This window comes from Brucella grignonensis (assembly GCF_002252505.1).
Taxonomy (GTDB): Bacteria; Pseudomonadota; Alphaproteobacteria; order Rhizobiales; family Rhizobiaceae; genus Brucella; species Brucella grignonensis.
This window is the reverse complement of the sequence record NZ_NNRL01000148.1, coordinates 85,913-104,562: the sequence shown is the minus strand read 5'-3', so window position 1 is coordinate 104,562 and position 18,650 is coordinate 85,913. Positions and strand designations below refer to the sequence as shown.

Sequence of the window (18,650 nt, the reverse complement as noted above, 5' to 3'; positions counted from 1 at the left end):
ATCATCCTTTGCGATAGCGATGCGGTGTGAAGGGAAGTGCATGAACATCAACGGGAACCTTGTTACCGCGGACGTCTGCGAAAATGCGAGTGCCTGGGACTGCGAGGCTTGCCTCTACATAACCCATGGCAACCGGGAAACCTGCGGATGGGCCGAAGCCGCCCGATGTGACGGTGCCGATCTGAAAACCGGATTCGTCGAAAAGTTCTGCGCCGCCACGGACCGGCTGGCGGCCTTCCGGCTTGAGGCCAACGCGCTTGGCGGTTGCACCCTTGGCAATCGCGTCCAGAACGGCTTTGGCACCATTGAAGGCAGCCTTTTCACGCACTGACTTGGTGATTGCCCATGTGAGACCAGCAGAGACCGGATCGGTTTCCGGCGTAATGTCCTGACCATGCAGGCAAAGACCGGCTTCAAGGCGCAGGCTATCGCGAGCAGCAAGACCGATCCATTCGACGCGTTCGTCGGCCAGAAGCTTGGTTGCAAGCGCGCGCGCCTCATCCGTAGGCAAGCCAATTTCAAAACCATCTTCGCCGGTATAGCCCGAACGGGTCATGAACCAGCCAGCCTTGGGTTCAAACCCGCTCATGAAAGCAAGTTCTGCACCTTTAAGACCTGCATCATTAATGACGCTTTCGGCTTCTGGGCCTTGGACAGCTAGAAAAACGCGATCCAGAGGATTGACGCTTACGTCTTTACCGGATGCCGCTTCATTGAGATGCTCAATATCGGCATCGGCGTTGCCCGCATTGGCAACGACCATGAAACGATCTTCACCAAGGCGCGTGACGATCAAATCATCAAGAACACCGCCTTGGTCATTGAGAAAGAAAGTGTATTTCGACTGGCCGGTTTTCAGAACCGACGGATCAAGCGGACAGGTCTCGCTCAGAAGAGCAATTGCATCTGCGCCCGAAACTTCTATCAGCTTCATATGCGAAATATCGAAAAGGCCGACGTGCTCACGCGTATGAAGATGCTCCTTCATCACGCCGAGCGGATAAGTGATCGGCATGTTCCAGCCAGCAAAACCGCCAAAGCGCGCGCCAGCTTCTTCATGCAGATCCTGCAAAGGCAGGGTATTCAAATGTGCGGTATCGCCCATAACAACTCCAGAGTCGCACGTGTGCCTCCGCGAAATGCGGTTGCTTCGTGCCCCTCTGTCTCAAGCCTGAGAGACTCGCATGGCTATATAGAAAGCCATACTTACACCTTCGGCGCGGAGTTTCCTCCGACTTTCCAGAGTTGCCTTACCCGTCTGCGGTTCCTTGTACCTGAGAGATTTCGGGCGATTTCCCCTTCGGCGGCTTTAAAAGCGCTCTCCCGCAGACAGACAGTACAAGAATGTGATTGTCTAAGAGTCACACGCCTGCACACGACATGTCACCCTTTAAAGCAATACGATTTGGGTGTCATGTGGATTATTGTCTTCAGCCGACAAATTCCCGAACTTTTGCGACAAAATCTTTGCTTCTTCTCGCTGAGAAACGGAACTCTCTGTTCGAAATGCTGATTATAGCAGGCCCAACCATTTATTAATGAATTATTAAAGATTGGCGCCGTGAAATTCCGCAAATATGGTGATTTGCCCATGTGGATCGACAATTGTGATCACATAATGACCAAGCTGCGCAAAAGACGTGCAATCGACAGGCTAAATTGCACAGCAGCTATGCAAATCTGTCTCTGCAACTTTCAGAGCAACCCACCTATATGCTGTTGGCAACAAAGAGATTTGATTTTTTCACTAGGTGAGAGAAATGAACCTGATCCGCTCGTACAACAACTGGCGCCGTTACCGTAACACTGTAAACGAACTGAGCCGCCTGAGCCCACGTGAACTGAACGACCTCGGCATCATGCCTTCGGAAATTCCGTTCGTCGCACGCAAGGCTGCTGCCCGCTAATAGCGAACTCCGAAAAGCGTAAAGCGGTTTTAGAACAAGCTACGTTTAGTTCGGAAGGCAAGTGCCAGATACAAGGCTTCATATAAAAGCCTTTTTGGGACCGCGCCCGCAAACCGTGCGGTCCTCACAGTTTTCCAGATATCGCCGGGGTGTTTTCTCCTCCTCCCATTTACCCTCGGTGATTATAAAGACCGGAACTCCTCCTCCCAAGCCGGTCTTACCCTAAAACGACACCCGTCGCCTCCCCTGCGACGGGTGTCGTTTTTTACGCGCTTAATTACGCTGCTAGTGCAGCCTTTTCCCGCCCTGCGCGATCCAATACAATCGACAATGCAAACACGGCAAGGCCTGCAACAGCCAGGAATGCACCGACGGTTCCCGTCGATGTCCAGCCAAAGCCCCACGCAACCGCTAACCCGCCAAGCCATGCGCCAATTGCATTGGCGAGATTGAGTGCGGAATGATTGAGTGCTGCCGCCAGTGTCTGTGCGTCAGCGGCCACATCCATCAAGCGTGTCTGAAGAGCTGGAACAAGCGCAAACCCACCGCCAACAAGCAGGATATTTAAAAATGCCGTGGCTGGATGTTGCATCAGAAACGGAAAGACCAGCATGACAGCCATATCGTAGAGCAGCACCATTCCCACCGTTCCCATAACAGAACGGTCGGTCAGTTTTGAGCCGACGATGTTTCCGAGCACCATGCCAAGACCGAATGTGGCAAACACAACCGGCATCCACTTTACATCGATATGGGAGACTTCCGTCACAGTAGCCGCAATATAGGTAAAGACGGAGAACAGACCACCCGTACCAATAGCGCCGATACCGAGCGTCAGCCAAACCTGTTTGCGGCGAAATGCGCCCAGTTCCCGCAATGGAGATGCACCTTCATCAGCAGGTTGCTTCGGCACATAAATCATGACCAGCACCATTGTAAGAATGGCAATCAGCCCGACGGCTGCAAACATCGCGCGCCAACCGGCAACTTGTCCCAGCCATGTCGCCAATGGCGTACCGCACAATGTTGCAATGGTAAGGCCCATCATAACACGACCGACCGCTTGCGCGCGCTTGCCAGGCTCCGCCAATGATGCCGCAACCAGCGAGGCTACGCCGAAATAAGCACCGTGTGGAAAGCCCGCAACAAAACGCATTATATAAAGACCAGTATAGTCATGCATAAATGCACTGGCGAGATTGCCGAAAGCAAAAAGCCCCATCAGCAAAAACAGCAACTTACGGCGATCAAGTTTTGCACCAAGAACGGCCAACACAGGCGCGCCAATCAATACGCCCAAAGCATAAGAGCTGATAAGATGTCCGGCACTCGGAATAGTCACATTTAAATCGCGTGCGATATCGGGCAAAAGCGCCATGATCGCGAACTCTCCGGTACCAATACCGAAGCCGCCGATGGCGAGTGCAAGTTCTGCCAGCCTTGCGGATGCACGCGGCGATGTTTCCCGCAGCGCAGCGGAGGACTTTAACTGAGACATGAATGAGCCTGAAGGGAGTGGAGGATGTCGGACAACCCTACCATTCCTTTCAGGCAAAGGCGATACGCATTGTTGTGATGCGGTATCGTGTCAGCGCGCTGCAACAGCCTCGATTTCGACCTTGAATTCTTCCCGTGTAAAACCGGAAACAATCATCAGCGTCGAGGCCGGTGCAGGCTGTGGAAACAGCCGGTCACGCACATCCATATAGGCACGCATATAGGCGCGATCCGTCACATAGGCATTGATGCGCACGACGTCGGACAGTTCCATGCCGCCATCGCGCAAGATGCGTCGGATATTCTCAAAACAAAGCTCGGCCTGTGCACCGGCATCTTCCGGAACAGCTCCATCCGACGCAATACCAAGTTGGCCGGAGCAGAAAACCAGTTCTGCACCAGTGCTTACCTTCACACCATGGCTATAGGCGGCAAAGGGTGCCGCCATGTCGGCAGGCAACAGATGTTTCAAAACAGTCATTTTTTGTCCTCAAGCTTTTGGTGCAGACGCCAGCAATTCTTTGAGACGCGCAGCACCCGCCGTGATGTCGTCCTCGGTAGGACTGATGCTCGCCGCCAGAAGCCGCCGCGCAATCATGTGATCCGCCGGACGATTGACAGAGTCGACCGCAATCAGTTTATCGCCAGCGAAATGGAATACCGAGAAAGCATTATCTTCAAGATTGCCTGACAGAATATGACGGTCGGCATCAAAGGACAGTCCAGCCGTCTGCAATTTCATATCGCCCTGATCAGACCAGAACCACGCAACATCGCGAAATGGCGTGCCACGCCCCACAATTGAACGCGCAACATGCTTGGCCTGATCGGTTGCGTTCTGCACCGATTCCAGACGCACGCGGCGTCCAGCATGGAAATGATCATAGCTGACACAATCGCCTATCGCATAAACATGCTCGCGTGAGGTGCGCATATATTCATCGACTACAATGCCATTATCGATAGCAAGTCCGGCTTGCGTTGCCAGCTCAACGTTTGGAACAGCACCGGTGCCCAGCACAACCATATCCGCAGCAAAGACTGTGCCATCTGTCGCCGCCACGCCCGTCACACGCCCATTTTCACCTTCAATGGAGGTGACGCCGAGTCCGGTTAAAAGCGTAATATCGGCAGCGCGGCTGCGTGCCTCGACATGGGCAGAAATATGCGTTGCAACTGAACGCCCAAGGACACGTGGAGCCGCCTCAATCAACACAGTCTTCTTACCAAGTGCTATAGCGCTATGTGCCATTTCAAGGCCGATAAAGCCACCGCCGATAATCACCACGTTTTCAACACGCGGCATCATATCGGCAATGCGGCGCGCATCATCCAGACGGCGGAGCGTGACGACTCCGTCAAGATCGACGCCCGGAACATCGGGAATCCGCGCGCGTGCACCTGTGGCGAATACCAGTTCCGACCAGGTAAGAATGTTTCCATCGTCAAGAGTGACGGTCTTGGCAGCCATCGAAACACTATCCACGCGACGGCCGAAAAGCATCTCGATGTTATTATCGCGATAGGTGTTTTCCGGGCGAAGCACCAGAACACCGCTTTCAGGAGCTTTTAGATAGGATTTGGATAAAGGCGGCTTGTGATAGGGAATATCCAGTTCATCGTTGATAAGCACGATTTCGCCTGCATAGCCTTCCTGCCTCAGGCTGACTGCAGCCTGCGAACCAGCATGGCCCGCACCAATAATAATGCATCTGTTGTCCATAGGACCTCCGGAAAATTCCCGCGCATCATAATCATGTGGCGGCTGTCGCGTGGCGAATTCGTCACGGATTCACACCTTAATTGCACGCCTCCCTATTTTTTTAAACATTTAGTTTGACCGATCGGTCAGATTGTTTAGTAAGTTCTTTGCTTCAGCACGCAGCCTACCCCCAGCAGCCAGCCAGGAGCCTCCACTTGAAACGATATTGGTCAGAATATACGAGCGAGGCATTCTCCCGTCTGAACCGCGATAAAATCGTGGCAGTTCTGCCTGTTGGCGCAATCGAACAGCACGGACCACATCTGCCGGTCGCTGTCGACACGGCGATCGTGGACGGCATGGTGAAGGAAACGATCGCGCGCCTGCCTGATGAAAGCCATGCGCTGTTTCTCCCCACGCAGGCCATTGGCAAGAGCAATGAGCATAGCCGCTATCCCGGCACACTGACTTTCTCTGCTGAAACAATCATCCGCATGTGGTGCGAAATTGGCGATTGTGTAGCCGCAAGCGGCGTGCGCAAGATGGTGCTGCTCAACAGCCATGGCGGCCAGATCAGCGTGATGGATATCGTCGCACGCGAGCTGCGTATCAAACACAACATGATGGTGGTGAGTGTTAACTGGTTTGCGCTCGGCATGCCTGAAGGCATCTATAGCGAACACGATCTCAAGCACGGCATTCATGCCGGCGACATGGAAACATCGGTGATGCTGGAACTGCACCCGGATCTGGTCGACATGTCGAAAGCGCAGGATTTCCGAACCCTTACGGAAACATTTGCAAGCGAATACAAGCATCTTTCGCTGAGTGGTGGCGCAAAGCCCGCCTGGCAGATACAGGACATCAATCCTTATGGTGCGGCGGGCGACGCGACGCTCGCCACCGCTGAGAAAGGCCGCAAAACTATCGACTTTGCCGCCGACAGGCTGGTCGAAGTGCTGGCTGAGATCGAACGAGCGCCGCTCTCGTGGCTCGATAACCAACCCGCCTGGTAAGGACGATGAGCGTGGCCCCCAACTCGCAAACCCCATCTTCCCTGATCGATATCAACGGTGTCTATAAGCAATATGGCACAGGCATCATTGCGGTCAGCGATATGTCGCTCAAGATCGAACAAGGTCAGTTCGTAAGCTTTCTTGGCCCATCGGGCTGCGGCAAGAGTACGGCTCTGCGCATGATCGCTGGCCTTGAATCCATTTCGGCAGGCGACATTCACGTCAACGGCCACGCACCGGGCAAAGGCCCCATTGGTGCGCAGGACATCGGCTTTGTGTTTCAGGAACCAACCCTGATGCCGTGGGCCAGCGTTTTCGACAATGTCTATTTACCGCTCCGTCTTTCCGGCATGTCACGCAAAGAAGCCACGCCACGCGTGGAAGAAGTGCTGACACAGGTTGGCCTATCCCGTTTTGCCAATGCCTATCCACGCGAACTTTCCGGCGGCATGAAAATGCGCGTGTCTATTGCCCGCGCACTGGTCACACGTCCTCGTCTTTTGTTGATGGATGAGCCTTTTGCGGCGCTCGATGAAATGACACGCTTCAAGCTCAATAACGATGTGTTGCGGCTTTGGCAGGAACACGGTCTCACCGTGATCTTCGTCACGCACAGCGTTTATGAATCGGTCTATCTTTCAAACCGCGTCATTGTCATGGCCGCACGTCCCGGACGTGTGGTTGCCGATATCGCGATTGAGGGCAGCTATCCCCGCGCTGAAAACTTCCGTACCACGGAAGCCTACGCAAAGGATTGCGCGCGCGTTTCCGATGCACTGACGGCTACGCTTTCGTCTCAAGATATCGATCACTAATGCATTTCCAGCAAAAGTGCGAAGCGGTTTTGCGTAGGACAATGCACAGAAAAAACGGGACGGGAAAATGAACCAGATGCAAACCGAACTGCCTGTTCTAAATTCCGAACAACATCGCCTCGCCCGCAGAGATCGCAACTTGCGGATCATCATGCCGACGCTTGCGATCATCATCGCTCTCGGTATCTGGGAAGGTCTGGTACGCTTTTATGAAGTACCGCATTACCTGATCCCGGCTCCATCGCTCATCGGTGAAACACTGATAAAAGATGGGCCGTCGCTGATGACGTCCATGTGGTTCACGATCAAGCTGACGTTGATTTCGTTGCTCTGCGCAATTGTCGGCGGCGTACTGCTCGGCATGATCTTCGCCCTGTCCCGCCCGATCGAAATGGCATTCTTCCCGTTCGCCGTTATTCTTCAGGTAACGCCGGTTATCGCTATTGCGCCGCTGATCCTGATCTATGTGCGCGATACTTTTTCGGCGCTACTGATCTGCGCGTGGATCGTGGCCTTCTTCCCGATCCTGTCAAACACAGTCATCGGCCTGCGCAGTGCGGATCACAATCTGCGCGATCTGTTCAAACTCTATCGCGCTTCGCCATGGCAACGCTTGCGTTATCTGCTCGCGCCAAGTGCCCTGCCTTATTTCATGGCAGCGCTCAAAATCGCCGGTGGCCTTTCGCTGATCGGCGCTGTGGTGGCTGAATTTGTTGCAGGCAGCGCAGGTCAAAGCACAGGCCTCGCGTCACGTATTCTGGAATCGAGCTTCCGCAACGAAATCCCGCGCATGTTTGCTGCACTTTTTCTCGTTTCGCTGCTCGGTATCGTGATCTTCCTCATCACAAGCTGGCTGTCGCGCCTTGTTCTTGGACGCTGGCATGAAAGCGAGATCCGCCGTGAGCGCTGACATGCTGAAAGGCATCACTGTTGCAGGGCTCAGCGGTCACTACGACATCGGCATCGATGGCGGACGCATTGCATCGTTGACGCCTTCGCAAGCAAAAGGCGGCGGCTTTATCACGCCGCTTTTCGCAGATGTGCATGTGCATCTCGACAAGACCTTCACCATTGGCCGTATAGCCGAGCGCGGCAGCGCCAAAGTCGAGTGCCTGTTCGATGCCATTGAGCTGATGAACATCGATCGCCAGAATTGGAACGCTGACGATATTCGCGCGCGCGCCACGCGCGGTCTTGAAGCAGCTTATGCGCAGGGCGTCGGCGCCATGCGAACCCATGTCGATTGGACCACACCTGATGTACCGACCGCCTGGCCCGTTCTCAATGGACTGCGCGAGGACTGGAAAGACCGCATTGATCTGGAGCTTGCAGCACTTATCCATGGCGACATCGTGCTTGATAGCGGTGCTGCAGTTGCCCAGCGCGTGGCAAAAGATGGCGGCGTCCTTGGCGCTTTCTTCTATCGCAATGCTGATCTTGAAGCCAAAATCGAAGAGATGTTTCGTCTCGCCGTGCAGCATGATCTCAAGCTCGACTTTCACGTCGATGAAGGGCTTGAACCGGAGGCTGACGGCTTCTCACTGATCGTTGCTGCAACCAAGCGCCACAACATGGCCGGCCGCGTCCTTTGCGGTCATGCCTGTTCGCTTTCGCTGCGTTCACCCGAAGAACTGAGCCGCATTCTCGATGCTGCTGCGGATGCCGGGACCGCGCTTGTATCGCTGCCGACATCCAATCTCTATCTGCAAGACAGGCTTGGCGGAAAATCGCCACGTCTTCGCGGCGTCGCACCACTTAAAGAAGCGCGTCGGGCGGGCATGGACGCCATGCTCGGCTCCGACAATGTGCGCGACGCTTTCTATCCTTATGGCGATTACGATCCGCTTTCGGTTCTGCGCCTCGCAGCCCCGGTCTGCCATCTTGAGCCGGATGAATGGCTCGACAGCATCACCACCCTGCCCGCGCGTTTCATTGGAAGCGACCGCGTACAGGAGTTGTCGGCAGGTGGGACTGCGAATTTTATCTGGCGTGACGCCACAGACATTAACGACCTCATCAGCCGTCCGCAGGCGCGTCGCGTCGTCTGGCGCGATGGTACAAAAATTTAATCGGAGAACCCCATGAATTCTGTCGCACCACAGCGCATCTATGACTGGGCAGCATTTCGCGCCGAAATCGAAGGCATTCGCATCTATGATGACCCTAAGCAGGTCGAACTGCGGTCCCGCGATTATTTCTGGTACAGCCCGATCCTGACCGAAGATATCGGTCATTATCTCGGCGATCTCGTCGTTATCCCGAAAGATCAGGATGAAGTGCGCCGTGTGGCAGCCGCTGCCGCCAAGCTTCGCATTCCGATCACCGTTCGCGGTGGCGGCACCGGCAATTACGGCCAATGCGTTCCGCTTGAAGGCGGCATCATTCTCGATATGACCAAGATCGACCGCATCATTGCAATCGAACCGGGCAAGGTTCGCGTTGAAGGCGGCGCACGTATTTCGCGCCTCGACGATGCTGTGCGAGAAACGGGTCAGGAACTGCTGATGTATCCGTCGACACGTCGCATCGCCACCATTGGCGGCTTTTTCTCAGGCGGTTCGGGCGGCATCGGTTCGCTGCGCCACGGCATGTTGCGTGACGATGGCAACGTCTATTCGGTCAAGGTTCTGACCGTAGAGCCCGAACCCAAAATCATCGAGCTGACAGGCCGTGACATCCATAAGGTGCAGCACGCCTATGGCACCAATGGCATCATTCTTGAGCTTGAAATTGGCCTGACGAAGGCAACGGAATGGGTGCATACCGCAGCATTATTCGATACTTATGAGGCAACACTCAATTTCTGCCTCAAAGCGCTTGAAGAAAACCTCGACTGTTATCTTCTGACGACGGTAGATCGCCGCTTCGCGCGCTTCTACACCAAGTTTGGTGATCTTTTCCCATCCGACAAGGATGCGGTTTTTGCGATGATTGCACCGGAAGAACAGGCACGTTTTGAGACGCTCGCCGCTGAATTCGGCGGCAAGATTTCCTTCTCGATGACGCTGGATGAATTGCACAAGGCTGGTCTACAGCCTGCTTATGAATGCGGGTGGAACCACACCACTCTTCAAGCTCTCAAGGCTGAACCGGGCTGGACCTATCTGCAGGTTGCCTACCCTCGTCCGTTTGATGTGGCACTGGTCAATCGCCAGATCGAACGTTATGGCGAGACGCAATATATGCATCACGAAATGGCGCGCCTTGAAGGTGAAGTACAGATTTTTGCGCTTCCGCTTGTGCGCTTTGAAGGCCGTGATGAGATGTATCGCCTGATCGAAGAGCTGGAACAGGTCGACGGCTGCGACATCTACGATCCACACGCCTACACAATTGAAGACGGTGGCATGAAGGAAATCGACAGCGTACAGATCGAATTCAAGAAGCAGGCCGATCCTTATGGCCTGCTTAATCCAGGCAAAACCCGCGGCTGGACAGCCGACATGGCATTGAAGAACTAAAACAAGGGGAACCAAAATGAAAAAGACACTCGTTGCAGCTCTTGCTGCGCTCTCCATGGGCCTTTCCGCGCAAATGGCCTATGCGCTCGACAAGGTGACGCTCGGCACCAACTGGTTGGCACAGGCCGGTCATGGCGGCTTCTATCAGGCTCTCGCCGATGGCACTTATGAAAAATACGGTCTCGACGTGAAGATCGAAATGGGCGGACCACAGGTCAACAACCGTCCGATGCTTGCCGCCGGTCGTCTCGACTTTTTGCTAACCGGCAATCTGCTTTTGTCGTTCAACAACGTTGCCAACGGCGTACCGACCACCGTTGTTGCGGCATTCTATCAGAAAGATCCGCAGGCGCTGATGGCGCATGAGGGCGAATATAAGGACTTCAAAGACCTCGCGACTGCGCAGACAATTCTGATCTCCAAGGACGGTCAGTTCTCGTTCTGGCCATGGCTGGTTAAGGATTTCGGCTTCAAGGATGAGCAGCTTCGTCCATATGGCTATAGCCTCGCCCAGTTCCTCAGCGACAAGAAAACCGTCCAGCAAGCCTATGCGACTGCAGAACCGATCTATGCTGAGAAAGAAGGCGCAAAGGTCACAACCTTCCTGCTCGCTGATCAGGGCTACAGCACCTATGCCAACACCATCGAAACGCGTCAGGATCTGGTCGAAAAGAACCCAGATCTCGTGCAGCGTTTTGTGACCGCTTCCATCGAAGGCTGGACCAACTTCCTCTATGGCGACAACAGCAAAGCTTATGAGCTGATCCTCAAAGACAATGCGGATATGAGCAAGGAAACGCTGGATGCGGAACTTGCACGTCTCAAGGACCTAAAGCTTATCGACAGCGGTGACACGCTGGAAAAGGGCATTGGTGCCATCGACATGAACCGGGTGAAGGAGTTCTATGAGCTGGCTCGCAAGTCCGGCATTGTCAGCGGCGATGAGCTGGATATGACCAAGGTTGCCACCGACGCCTTTGTTAATAAGGGTGCAGGTCTCGACATCAAGAAGCAACTGGGCCAATAAGCGCCTCCAACTAAATCGGGGAGTCGCCAAGGCGGCTTCCCTTCCGATCCTGGCTGGCGGATATGACAACCGACAACGAGAATGACGATAACGAACTCACCGGACGAGACAAGCGCAGGCGTCGCATTCAGGGTGCTATTCGCACAGCCGCTATCGATGAATTTGCGGAAAAAGGACTGGTAGGCGCATCAACGCAAGGCATCGCACATCGCGCAGGCCTGACCAAGCCGCAGCTTCATTACTATATTTCCAGTAAGGAAGAGCTCTACGAAGATATCATCATCTTCATCCTCGATGAGTGGGAAGATATCTTCCTCGGTGCCAGCTCCGAGGAAGACCCAGCAAAGGTGATCCGGCAATATATTCGCGCAAAGCTCGTATACAGTCAGAATAACCCCAAGGCCTCGCGCCTCTTCACCACCGAAATTGCCAACGGCGCACCCTATCTCCGCCGTCACTGGGCAAAGCATGTCAATGCAACGCACAACGCGGTAAAGCTCATCCAGTCATGGGTAGATGATGGCCGTATCAAGCCGGTCGATCCGCTGCTGTTTCAAATGCATATATGGGCTGTCACCCAGCACTATGCAGATTTTGAAACGCAGGTCCGCAGTATGATGGAACTGAGCAACGACGAGCCACTCGATCTTGATCGCATTGAAAAAGAAGTTTCGACGCTTTTTTTGCGCGCTTGCGGACTTGAGTAAAACCCCCGTAAAAATATCAGCTTCTCCGGTAAAGCCTAAAAATGTCAAATTTGATGTAAGATGAGCCAGAATCTGGTTGCATCCATAACAAAACGTGCGTTAGTGTTGCCCACACAAGATTTAGCGACCTCAATGAGTTAGTCCTAATCTTGATAGTATTACGTCAAGCATCGACCAACCCCTGGCGGGGGGCGATGCATTAAGGAGCAGGTTCTTGGGGAGGAGCCTGCTCCTTTTCATTTTACTGAACATCACAAATGCAAAAAGCCCCGGCGAATACCGGGGCTTTATTCTATTCATTGCCGACCGATTTGTTTATTCAGCCAGCCATTCCTTGATCCGATCAGGATGTTCGGCAATATACTTGTCGACAGCCTTTTCATAAGAGGTTTCCTGCGCCTCAAACATTGCAGTTTCAAGCTCGTTGATCGGAATGCTCATCTTGGTAAGGAAAGCAGCAACCTTCGGGTTATCTTCCTTGAAGCCCTTACGTGCAATTGCGTCGACATGTTCTGCGCCACCCAGTGCACCTTCCGGATCAGCAATATAACGCAGCTTATATTTGCCGAACATCCAATGCGGGCTCCACGACGTGGCAACAAACCAGCCATCGGAACGGGTCGCGCGATCGACGGTCGTCAACATCGCGGCTTCACTGGAAATATTGAGCTTGTAGTCCAGCCCGTATTTCTTGATTGCTTCATCCGACAGACGGGTCAACCCTGCGCCTGGATCGATGCCCTGAATTTCACCCTTCAGTTTCTCGCGAACTTCAGGTTTTTTCAGGTCTTCAATCGAGCTGATTTCGCTTTCGGGAATATAATCGGGTACGATCCAACCGAGCTTTGCGCCTTCGTATAGCGGACCGAGATCTTCGACCTTGTCCTTGACGCGCTTGTAATAATCCGCATGGGTTTCTGGCAACCAAGCCATCATCATCGCGTCGATATCGCCGCGACTAACGCCCTGGTAAAGCGGCGCAACATCGGTCTGTACCAGTTCAACTTTCTGACCCAGTTTATCTTCGATAAGCTTTGCAGCAAGCTTGGTCACAAATTCCGCGTCAGACCACGGAGCCCAGCCGATTTTGACTGTTTTGCCGTCTTGCGCAAAAGCCGCTCCGGCAGTCATGCTGCCTGCAACGACTGCTGCGAGACCGAATTTTGTCAGCTTTCCTAACATGGCTTCTCCTTTTCCGATTAACTGTCGTTCCCGTTTCGAGCGCGTTTCGATCTGATTGGATCAGATCGGCGCTCCAAATATTTGTCTTTTCGCATTATCCGACGCAAAACCGCTTCGCACTTTTGCTGGAAATGCTCTAATGTTATTCACACTTCCTGCTTGCGGAGCGAAGATGAGGACTGCTCACCCGCCGTCTTTTCCTTAAAGGACAGCCTTTTGAAGAAGCCCAACAAGCCCCCAGAATTTCCTTTGCCAAAGCTTTGTGTAATGCGGTCAAGAATGACAGCCAGAATGACCACGGCGAGACCACCCTCAAAGCCTTTACCTACATCGAGACGCTGAATACCCGTAAGAACAGTGTTCCCAAGACCACCGGCGCCAATCATCGAGGCGATAACCACCATCGAAAGCGACAGCATGATCGTCTGGTTCATGCCTGCCATGATGGATGGCATGGCATTGGGAAGCTGAACCTTGAACAGCAGCTGCCGCGAGGTGCAGCCAAATGCCAGCCCTGCTTCAATGAACTCGGCATGAACCTGACGAATGCCAAGATTGGTGAGACGCACGACAGGTGGCATCGCAAAGATGACGGTCGCAATCGTACCTGGTACAGCACCGAGACCGAAAAACATTGCGGCCGGAATGAGATATACGAAAGCAGGCATGGTCTGCATGAGATCAAGCACAGGGCGAACGATGGAAGCCACCGCATCGCTGCGGGCCATGGCGATACCAAGCGGAATGCCAATCACCACCGCAATGATTGTGGACGCCAGTACCAGCGACAAGCTTTCCATCGTACCACTCCACAGCCCCATATGAATAATGAGTGCCAGTGCAAGTGCAGTGAAAATTGCAAACTTCCAGCTCACGCGCCAAAGCGCAAGCAAAGTGAGAATTCCGATACCCGCCACAGGTGGGATGGAAAGAAGTGCATTCTGAATTCCGTCTGTGACGAAACCGATTGTGGCGGCGATCATATCGAGCGCTGGCGTAAAGTGGTCGAGAATGTAGTTGACCACCACGTCTGCCCATCCGCCAATACTAAAATTCAAATCCATATTTTACCGTCCATTTCAGATTTTGTTGCCTCTGGATTGGACCAATCCTGTAAAATGCCGGGCTTTTGCCCGGCAGGCATATGCGTATAAAAGTCAGCCAGCCCGGCCGAGTGTTTCAAGGAGTGCCGATTTGCTGATGGCCCCTAGATATCGGTTGTTCCGATCTGTCACCGGCACGGGCCATGGGCTTTCAGCAACACGCGTCAAAAGTCCGGAAAGTGGCGCGTCGGCCTGTATAGCAGCGGCGCTGTCGAGTTGATCATCACCCAGTTTGAAACTGCCACTGGCAAGAGCATCACGCGTAACGACACCGCGATAAATCCTGTCAGCGTCAAGCAAAACGCCATAAGTCTGCCCGCTCGCGTCAAGACGCTCGAGGGCGGAGGCCATCTGTGCTGGATCGAACATGATCAGTTCGTCATCCCGCGCGACATCGGATGCTTTGAAAACACGCGAAACATCAACATTACGGAAGAATGAGCGGACGTAATCATTGGCAGGCGAGGAAACGATTTCGTTTGGCGTTCCAACCTGCACGACTTTGCCGTGCTGCATTATGCAGATACGATCACCAATGCGCATGGCTTCATCGAGATCATGACTCACGAAGATAATCGTGCGGCTATGCTCGGCTTGAAGCATTTTCAGTTCATCCTGCATTTCCGTGCGGATCAAAGGATCGAGCGCAGAGAAAGCTTCATCCATGAGAAGGATTGTTGGTTCACTCGCCAGCGCTCTCGCAAGGCCGACACGTTGCTTCATACCGCCCGAAAGCTGATCAGGCATACTATTGGCATAGGGTTCGAGCCCCACAGCCGCCAGCGCTTTTAGTGCTTTCTCGTGGCGCTCGGCTTCACCCATTCCGGCCACTTCGAGGCCGAAAGAAGCGTTGTTCAGCACCGTACGATTGGGAAGCAGCGCAAAAGACTGAAACACCATGCTCATGTCGCGGCGGCGAAGATCGATCAGCTCGCGCTTCGACATTTTGACAATGTCACGACCATCAACTTCGATGGAACCTTCAGTCGGTTCGATAAGACGATTGAGCAGGCGCAGAAGTGTGGATTTACCTGAGCCTGAGAGGCCCATGATGACGAATACTTCACCCTCTTTAATATCGAAGGTCGCGTCATCTACGCCGATTGTAGCACCATGATCGCTATGAATCTGGGCCTTTGATTTGCCTGCACGCAATTCCTGCATTGCGCGCTCCGGATCGTCGCCGAAGACTTTAAACACGCCGTTCAAGCTTATCTTTGTCTTAGCAGGCGACTTCATACTATCTTCCTTGTATAAAATACCATGCATTATGTCTAACCCCGCTGTGCAGGCGGGTTTAATCTCCTTTTTAACGTCATTATTTCTTCATTCTTGCGCGAATTGGACATGCGCAATCTGCGAGCAACGGACAGCCCACATAGAATGATTGGCGATTGATGTGATGTATTCATATAGGCCATTTCCCGACATGTCCACCCACAGTCATGGATTCATCTCTGCGCAGCCCGTCCCCTTGATTGTTTTTGAAGGGTTGCGCGACGAAATATACGGACTAACCGACGTATCCGGTTATCAGAAATAATCGGCCATCCTGCCAATAATAGTAATCCTGTGAAAGCGCTGCACACGAGCGGGCTGCGACAAATATGCAATTAGCTGCGACATGAGGCAATTTAGTATTCGTAGAATATAATTTCGCTTAATTGCAGTAAATTTGTATGATTATACTTTTGCCTCATCTGGCGCCATTTGCCAGAAAAATGGGCACAGATCAAGCGATCCGCGCCCATAAAATCCTCCCGTTCAAACCGGGCTGAATTAGCTATTAACCATATATCCAATGAAGCCCGTAATACGCCAGCGTTCACCGTGTCGGCGGCAAAAATAAAGCGTCTGCCAATTTAGCCGATCATGGGTTCCATCTGCTTTTTTGATCGTGCCATCGAATTTTTTGCGCGCGACAGCAACGTCGCCATTGATGTCAATGACGCCAAGATTCGTTGCGCGGAACACGCCGTCAGCCAGAGATTCGGCATATTCAGTGGCCGCACTCTCGGCAGCCTGGCGTAACCATTCATCGCGATAGGCGGTCAAGGTTGGAAAAGCCGCATCCCACTTATCAGGATTAGCCTCTCCATGCGCATGAATACCCAAGAACCGCGCCTCATCAAAATCATCGGCAACAAGCGCCCAGTTTTGGCCTACAAATGCCTCGATATCGCGGCGCACGAGCATTTCCCAAATCTGCTCACGATCCTTGTCGCCCGCAAATGGATTGATAGCTTCCTTCATATTGGCCCCCTTTTTATTTCAGCTTTCCACGTGCAGCCACTGGCAAGATGTCGATAACATCGTCGCCAGATATGAGGTGCACTTCGTCAAAGAGATTGGACACCACACAGACATGGTCAGGAATAACCCGCACCTTGTCACCCACTTTCAACCCGGTAATATCGCCCTTAAGCGTACCATGTTCTTCACTCAGACCTGTGACACGAGCATCGAATCTCCCAGCCACCTCTCCGAAATCAACGAGGCCCAGAGTGTCGCTTGAGAGCGCCTTGGAACCAGCATCGATAATCGCACGATCGGGTGTCGGATGACTGACGATTGTTGACAGCACGGTCAATGCGCAGTCATCGAGCGTTGCCGCTCCTTTTGCGACTTGATAGCGGTCGAAATAAATATAAGTGCCGGGTCGATATTCCGTGATCACACTCTCCTTTGGAGAACGCCACATATCCGGCGTGCCGCCGCTTGAAATGGTCTCACATTGGATGTTGTTCGCAGCGAGGAGATCACGTGCCTGAACAAGCCATTGTTCAGCTTGTTCAGCTTTGCCCGTCGCCGGATAAGTCATCAACCCACCAAACCTGAGCCCCTTACTCTGCTCGATCTGACGCGCAAGTTCCAGCGCCTCTTCTGGTGTTTGAACACCGCAGCGCCCCATGCCGGTATCGCATTCGACCAATACAGTGAGCGAGCGCCCTTCATTGTTAAACCGCGATACGAGTCCTTCGAGGCTCGTGGAGTTATCGACCGTGACGGAGATTGTGATGCGCTGATGAAGAGCATAGAGCCTGTCGAGCTTTTCCTTACCCAGAATATTATAGGGCAGGAAAATATCGATAATTCCCGCATCTGCCATAACCTCGGCCTCGCCAAGTTTCTGGCAAGTGATCCCCACAGCACCCGCTTCAAGCTGGCGGCGCGCAAAGAACGGCAGTTTATGCGTTTTGATGTGTGGGCGAAGCTTTACGCCAATCGCATCGGCATGAGCCTGCGCCTTTTTAATGTTGGCCTGGACACGATTAACATCAATCAGAATAGCAGGCGTATCGATTTCGTGGACAGTTTTAGGCCGTGTCATTGGTCAGTCTCCCATCAGTCACCCAGGGGCAAGCGCGGATCGTCTATCTTGAGTGTGTTCAAACTGTGCTTGATGCGACGCAGGCTCTCAAGCACTTTCGGCCCATGAACTTCAGCCGTTGCAGTCGCGATCATGTCGAGTATTGCCATCAAAGCAAACCGCGACGATGTCGGCTTATACAAATTACCGTCTTCATCGGCTTGAAACGGAATAACCGTATTGGCTGCCTTTGCGAGATCAGATCCTTGAGCGGTGATTGCCACAGTTTCCGCACCATATTGTCGGGCGACCAAAATCGCTTCGACCACAGAGCGGGCATAACCCGAGACCGAGAATGCAACTACTGTCGTCTCACGTGTCGCGACCGCCGCATACATGCGCTGCAACTGCCCATCCACCTGCGCCAGAACAGGAATACCCAGTCGAAACAGTCGATTTTGCAACTCTGTCGCCATCATGGAAGAAATGCCGCCCGAGCCTAAGCAAAGGACCGAGCCGGAAACAGCTATCCGTTCAGCAATTTTCATGACGACAGACATGTCGAGATTATCGCTGGCGCGATGAATAGCGGCAACTGCCGCATCTGTAACTGCCGCAGCGATACGCGCCTCGCGAATATCACGGGCGGGCGCTTCCGCCGTCAGATATTGACCACCGATTGCCAACGCCTGTGCCAGAAAAAACTTGAAATCGCGCACACCGTCGCAACCCAGCCCACGACAGAACCGTGTGACTGTTGGTTCACTTACTTCAGCACGAGCCGCGATTTCAGATATGGCCGCCTTGGATGCATAATCAGGATCAGACAACACCAGTGCAGCCAGTCGACGGTCGGATTTCGACCCCTCCTGTGCTGCGGCATGAAGCTTTGTGATGATGTCTGCAACCTTGCTCATGCGAGT

At 53.3% G+C, this 18,650-nt stretch carries 18 protein-coding genes and 1 riboswitch; of the genes, 8 read left to right on the top strand and 10 right to left on the bottom strand.

Annotated features, from left to right (window positions below):
• Window position 1 precedes the first annotated feature (1 nt).
• A complete protein-coding gene (gcvT, locus tag CEV33_RS03605) occupies window positions 2-1,105 on the bottom strand; it encodes a glycine cleavage system aminomethyltransferase GcvT (protein ID WP_094539091.1) in 1,104 nt (367 codons plus the stop codon).
• Window positions 1,106-1,251: 146 nt separating this feature from the next.
• Window positions 1,252-1,336, bottom strand: a riboswitch (glycine riboswitch).
• A gap of 424 nt (window positions 1,337-1,760) precedes the next feature.
• Between gcvT and CEV33_RS03600 the strand changes: the two genes are divergently transcribed.
• Window positions 1,761-1,907 carry a DUF1127 domain-containing protein gene (locus CEV33_RS03600; protein WP_084486680.1) on the top strand — a complete coding sequence of 49 codons (147 nt, stop codon included), beginning with the start codon at window positions 1,761-1,763 and terminating at the stop codon, window positions 1,905-1,907.
• Window positions 1,908-2,184: 277 nt separating this feature from the next.
• Here CEV33_RS03600 and CEV33_RS03595 read toward each other — a convergent pair whose 3' ends face one another.
• From CEV33_RS03595 to CEV33_RS03585, 3 genes are all read right to left on the bottom strand, one after another.
• Window positions 2,185-3,405 carry an MFS transporter gene (locus CEV33_RS03595; RefSeq protein WP_094539090.1) on the bottom strand — a complete coding sequence of 407 codons (1,221 nt, stop codon included), beginning with the start codon at window positions 3,403-3,405 and terminating at the stop codon, window positions 2,185-2,187.
• Between the two features lie 90 nt (window positions 3,406-3,495).
• On the bottom strand, window positions 3,496-3,885 hold the full coding sequence (locus CEV33_RS03590; RefSeq protein ID WP_094539089.1) for a RidA family protein: 390 nt from the start codon (window positions 3,883-3,885) through the stop codon (window positions 3,496-3,498).
• 9 nt (window positions 3,886-3,894) lie between these two features.
• A complete protein-coding gene (locus CEV33_RS03585) occupies window positions 3,895-5,127 on the bottom strand; it encodes an NAD(P)/FAD-dependent oxidoreductase (RefSeq protein WP_094539088.1) in 1,233 nt (410 codons plus the stop codon).
• A 194-nt stretch (window positions 5,128-5,321) separates the two neighbouring features.
• On the opposite strand from CEV33_RS03585, the gene CEV33_RS03580 reads away from it, so the two are divergent.
• From CEV33_RS03580 to CEV33_RS03550, 7 genes are all read left to right on the top strand, one after another.
• A complete protein-coding gene (locus CEV33_RS03580) occupies window positions 5,322-6,122 on the top strand; it encodes a creatininase family protein (RefSeq protein WP_094539087.1) in 801 nt (266 codons plus the stop codon).
• A gap of 5 nt (window positions 6,123-6,127) precedes the next feature.
• Window positions 6,128-6,937, top strand: coding sequence for an ABC transporter ATP-binding protein (locus CEV33_RS03575; protein ID WP_094539086.1), 810 nt, complete (start codon window positions 6,128-6,130; stop codon window positions 6,935-6,937).
• Window positions 6,938-7,004: 67 nt separating this feature from the next.
• Window positions 7,005-7,847 carry an ABC transporter permease gene (locus CEV33_RS03570; RefSeq protein ID WP_208620153.1) on the top strand — a complete coding sequence of 281 codons (843 nt, stop codon included), beginning with the start codon at window positions 7,005-7,007 and terminating at the stop codon, window positions 7,845-7,847.
• The gene (locus tag CEV33_RS03565) at window positions 7,819-9,006 is read left to right on the top strand and encodes an amidohydrolase family protein (RefSeq protein WP_235818354.1); all 1,188 of its coding nucleotides are present in this window, start codon (window positions 7,819-7,821) and stop codon (window positions 9,004-9,006) included. Before CEV33_RS03570 ends, CEV33_RS03565 begins: the two co-directional genes overlap by 29 nt.
• Window positions 9,007-9,018: 12 nt before the next feature.
• Window positions 9,019-10,398 (top strand): FAD-binding oxidoreductase, encoded by a 1,380-nt coding sequence (locus tag CEV33_RS03560; protein ID WP_094539083.1) that lies wholly within the window; start codon window positions 9,019-9,021, stop codon window positions 10,396-10,398.
• A gap of 16 nt (window positions 10,399-10,414) precedes the next feature.
• Window positions 10,415-11,425 (top strand): ABC transporter substrate-binding protein, encoded by a 1,011-nt coding sequence (locus tag CEV33_RS03555; RefSeq protein WP_094539082.1) that lies wholly within the window; start codon window positions 10,415-10,417, stop codon window positions 11,423-11,425.
• Window positions 11,426-11,487: 62 nt separating this feature from the next.
• The gene (locus tag CEV33_RS03550; RefSeq protein ID WP_094539081.1) at window positions 11,488-12,132 is read left to right on the top strand and encodes a TetR family transcriptional regulator C-terminal domain-containing protein; all 645 of its coding nucleotides are present in this window, start codon (window positions 11,488-11,490) and stop codon (window positions 12,130-12,132) included.
• 315 nt (window positions 12,133-12,447) lie between these two features.
• On the opposite strand, the gene CEV33_RS03545 is transcribed toward CEV33_RS03550, so the two are convergent.
• The 6 genes from CEV33_RS03545 to CEV33_RS03520 all read right to left on the bottom strand — a co-directional run bounded on the left by CEV33_RS03545 (window position 12,448) and on the right by CEV33_RS03520 (window position 18,644).
• A complete protein-coding gene (locus CEV33_RS03545) occupies window positions 12,448-13,314 on the bottom strand; it encodes a glycine betaine ABC transporter substrate-binding protein (RefSeq protein WP_094539080.1) in 867 nt (288 codons plus the stop codon).
• Between the two features lie 146 nt (window positions 13,315-13,460).
• Entirely contained in the window at window positions 13,461-14,378 is a 918-nt protein-coding gene (locus CEV33_RS03540) for an ABC transporter permease (RefSeq protein ID WP_094539079.1), read from the bottom strand.
• 93 nt (window positions 14,379-14,471) lie between these two features.
• A complete protein-coding gene (proV, locus tag CEV33_RS03535) occupies window positions 14,472-15,656 on the bottom strand; it encodes a glycine betaine/L-proline ABC transporter ATP-binding protein ProV (protein ID WP_094539078.1) in 1,185 nt (394 codons plus the stop codon).
• Between the two features lie 540 nt (window positions 15,657-16,196).
• Window positions 16,197-16,670 (bottom strand): hypothetical protein, encoded by a 474-nt coding sequence (locus tag CEV33_RS03530; RefSeq protein WP_094539077.1) that lies wholly within the window; start codon window positions 16,668-16,670, stop codon window positions 16,197-16,199.
• A 13-nt stretch (window positions 16,671-16,683) separates the two neighbouring features.
• Window positions 16,684-17,748: a D-TA family PLP-dependent enzyme gene (locus tag CEV33_RS03525; RefSeq protein WP_094539076.1), complete on the bottom strand. Its 1,065-nt coding sequence runs from the start codon at window positions 17,746-17,748 to the stop codon at window positions 16,684-16,686.
• Window positions 17,749-17,762: 14 nt separating this feature from the next.
• Window positions 17,763-18,644 (bottom strand): MurR/RpiR family transcriptional regulator, encoded by an 882-nt coding sequence (locus tag CEV33_RS03520; RefSeq protein WP_094539075.1) that lies wholly within the window; start codon window positions 18,642-18,644, stop codon window positions 17,763-17,765.
• Between the last annotated feature and the right edge of the window lie 6 nt (window positions 18,645-18,650).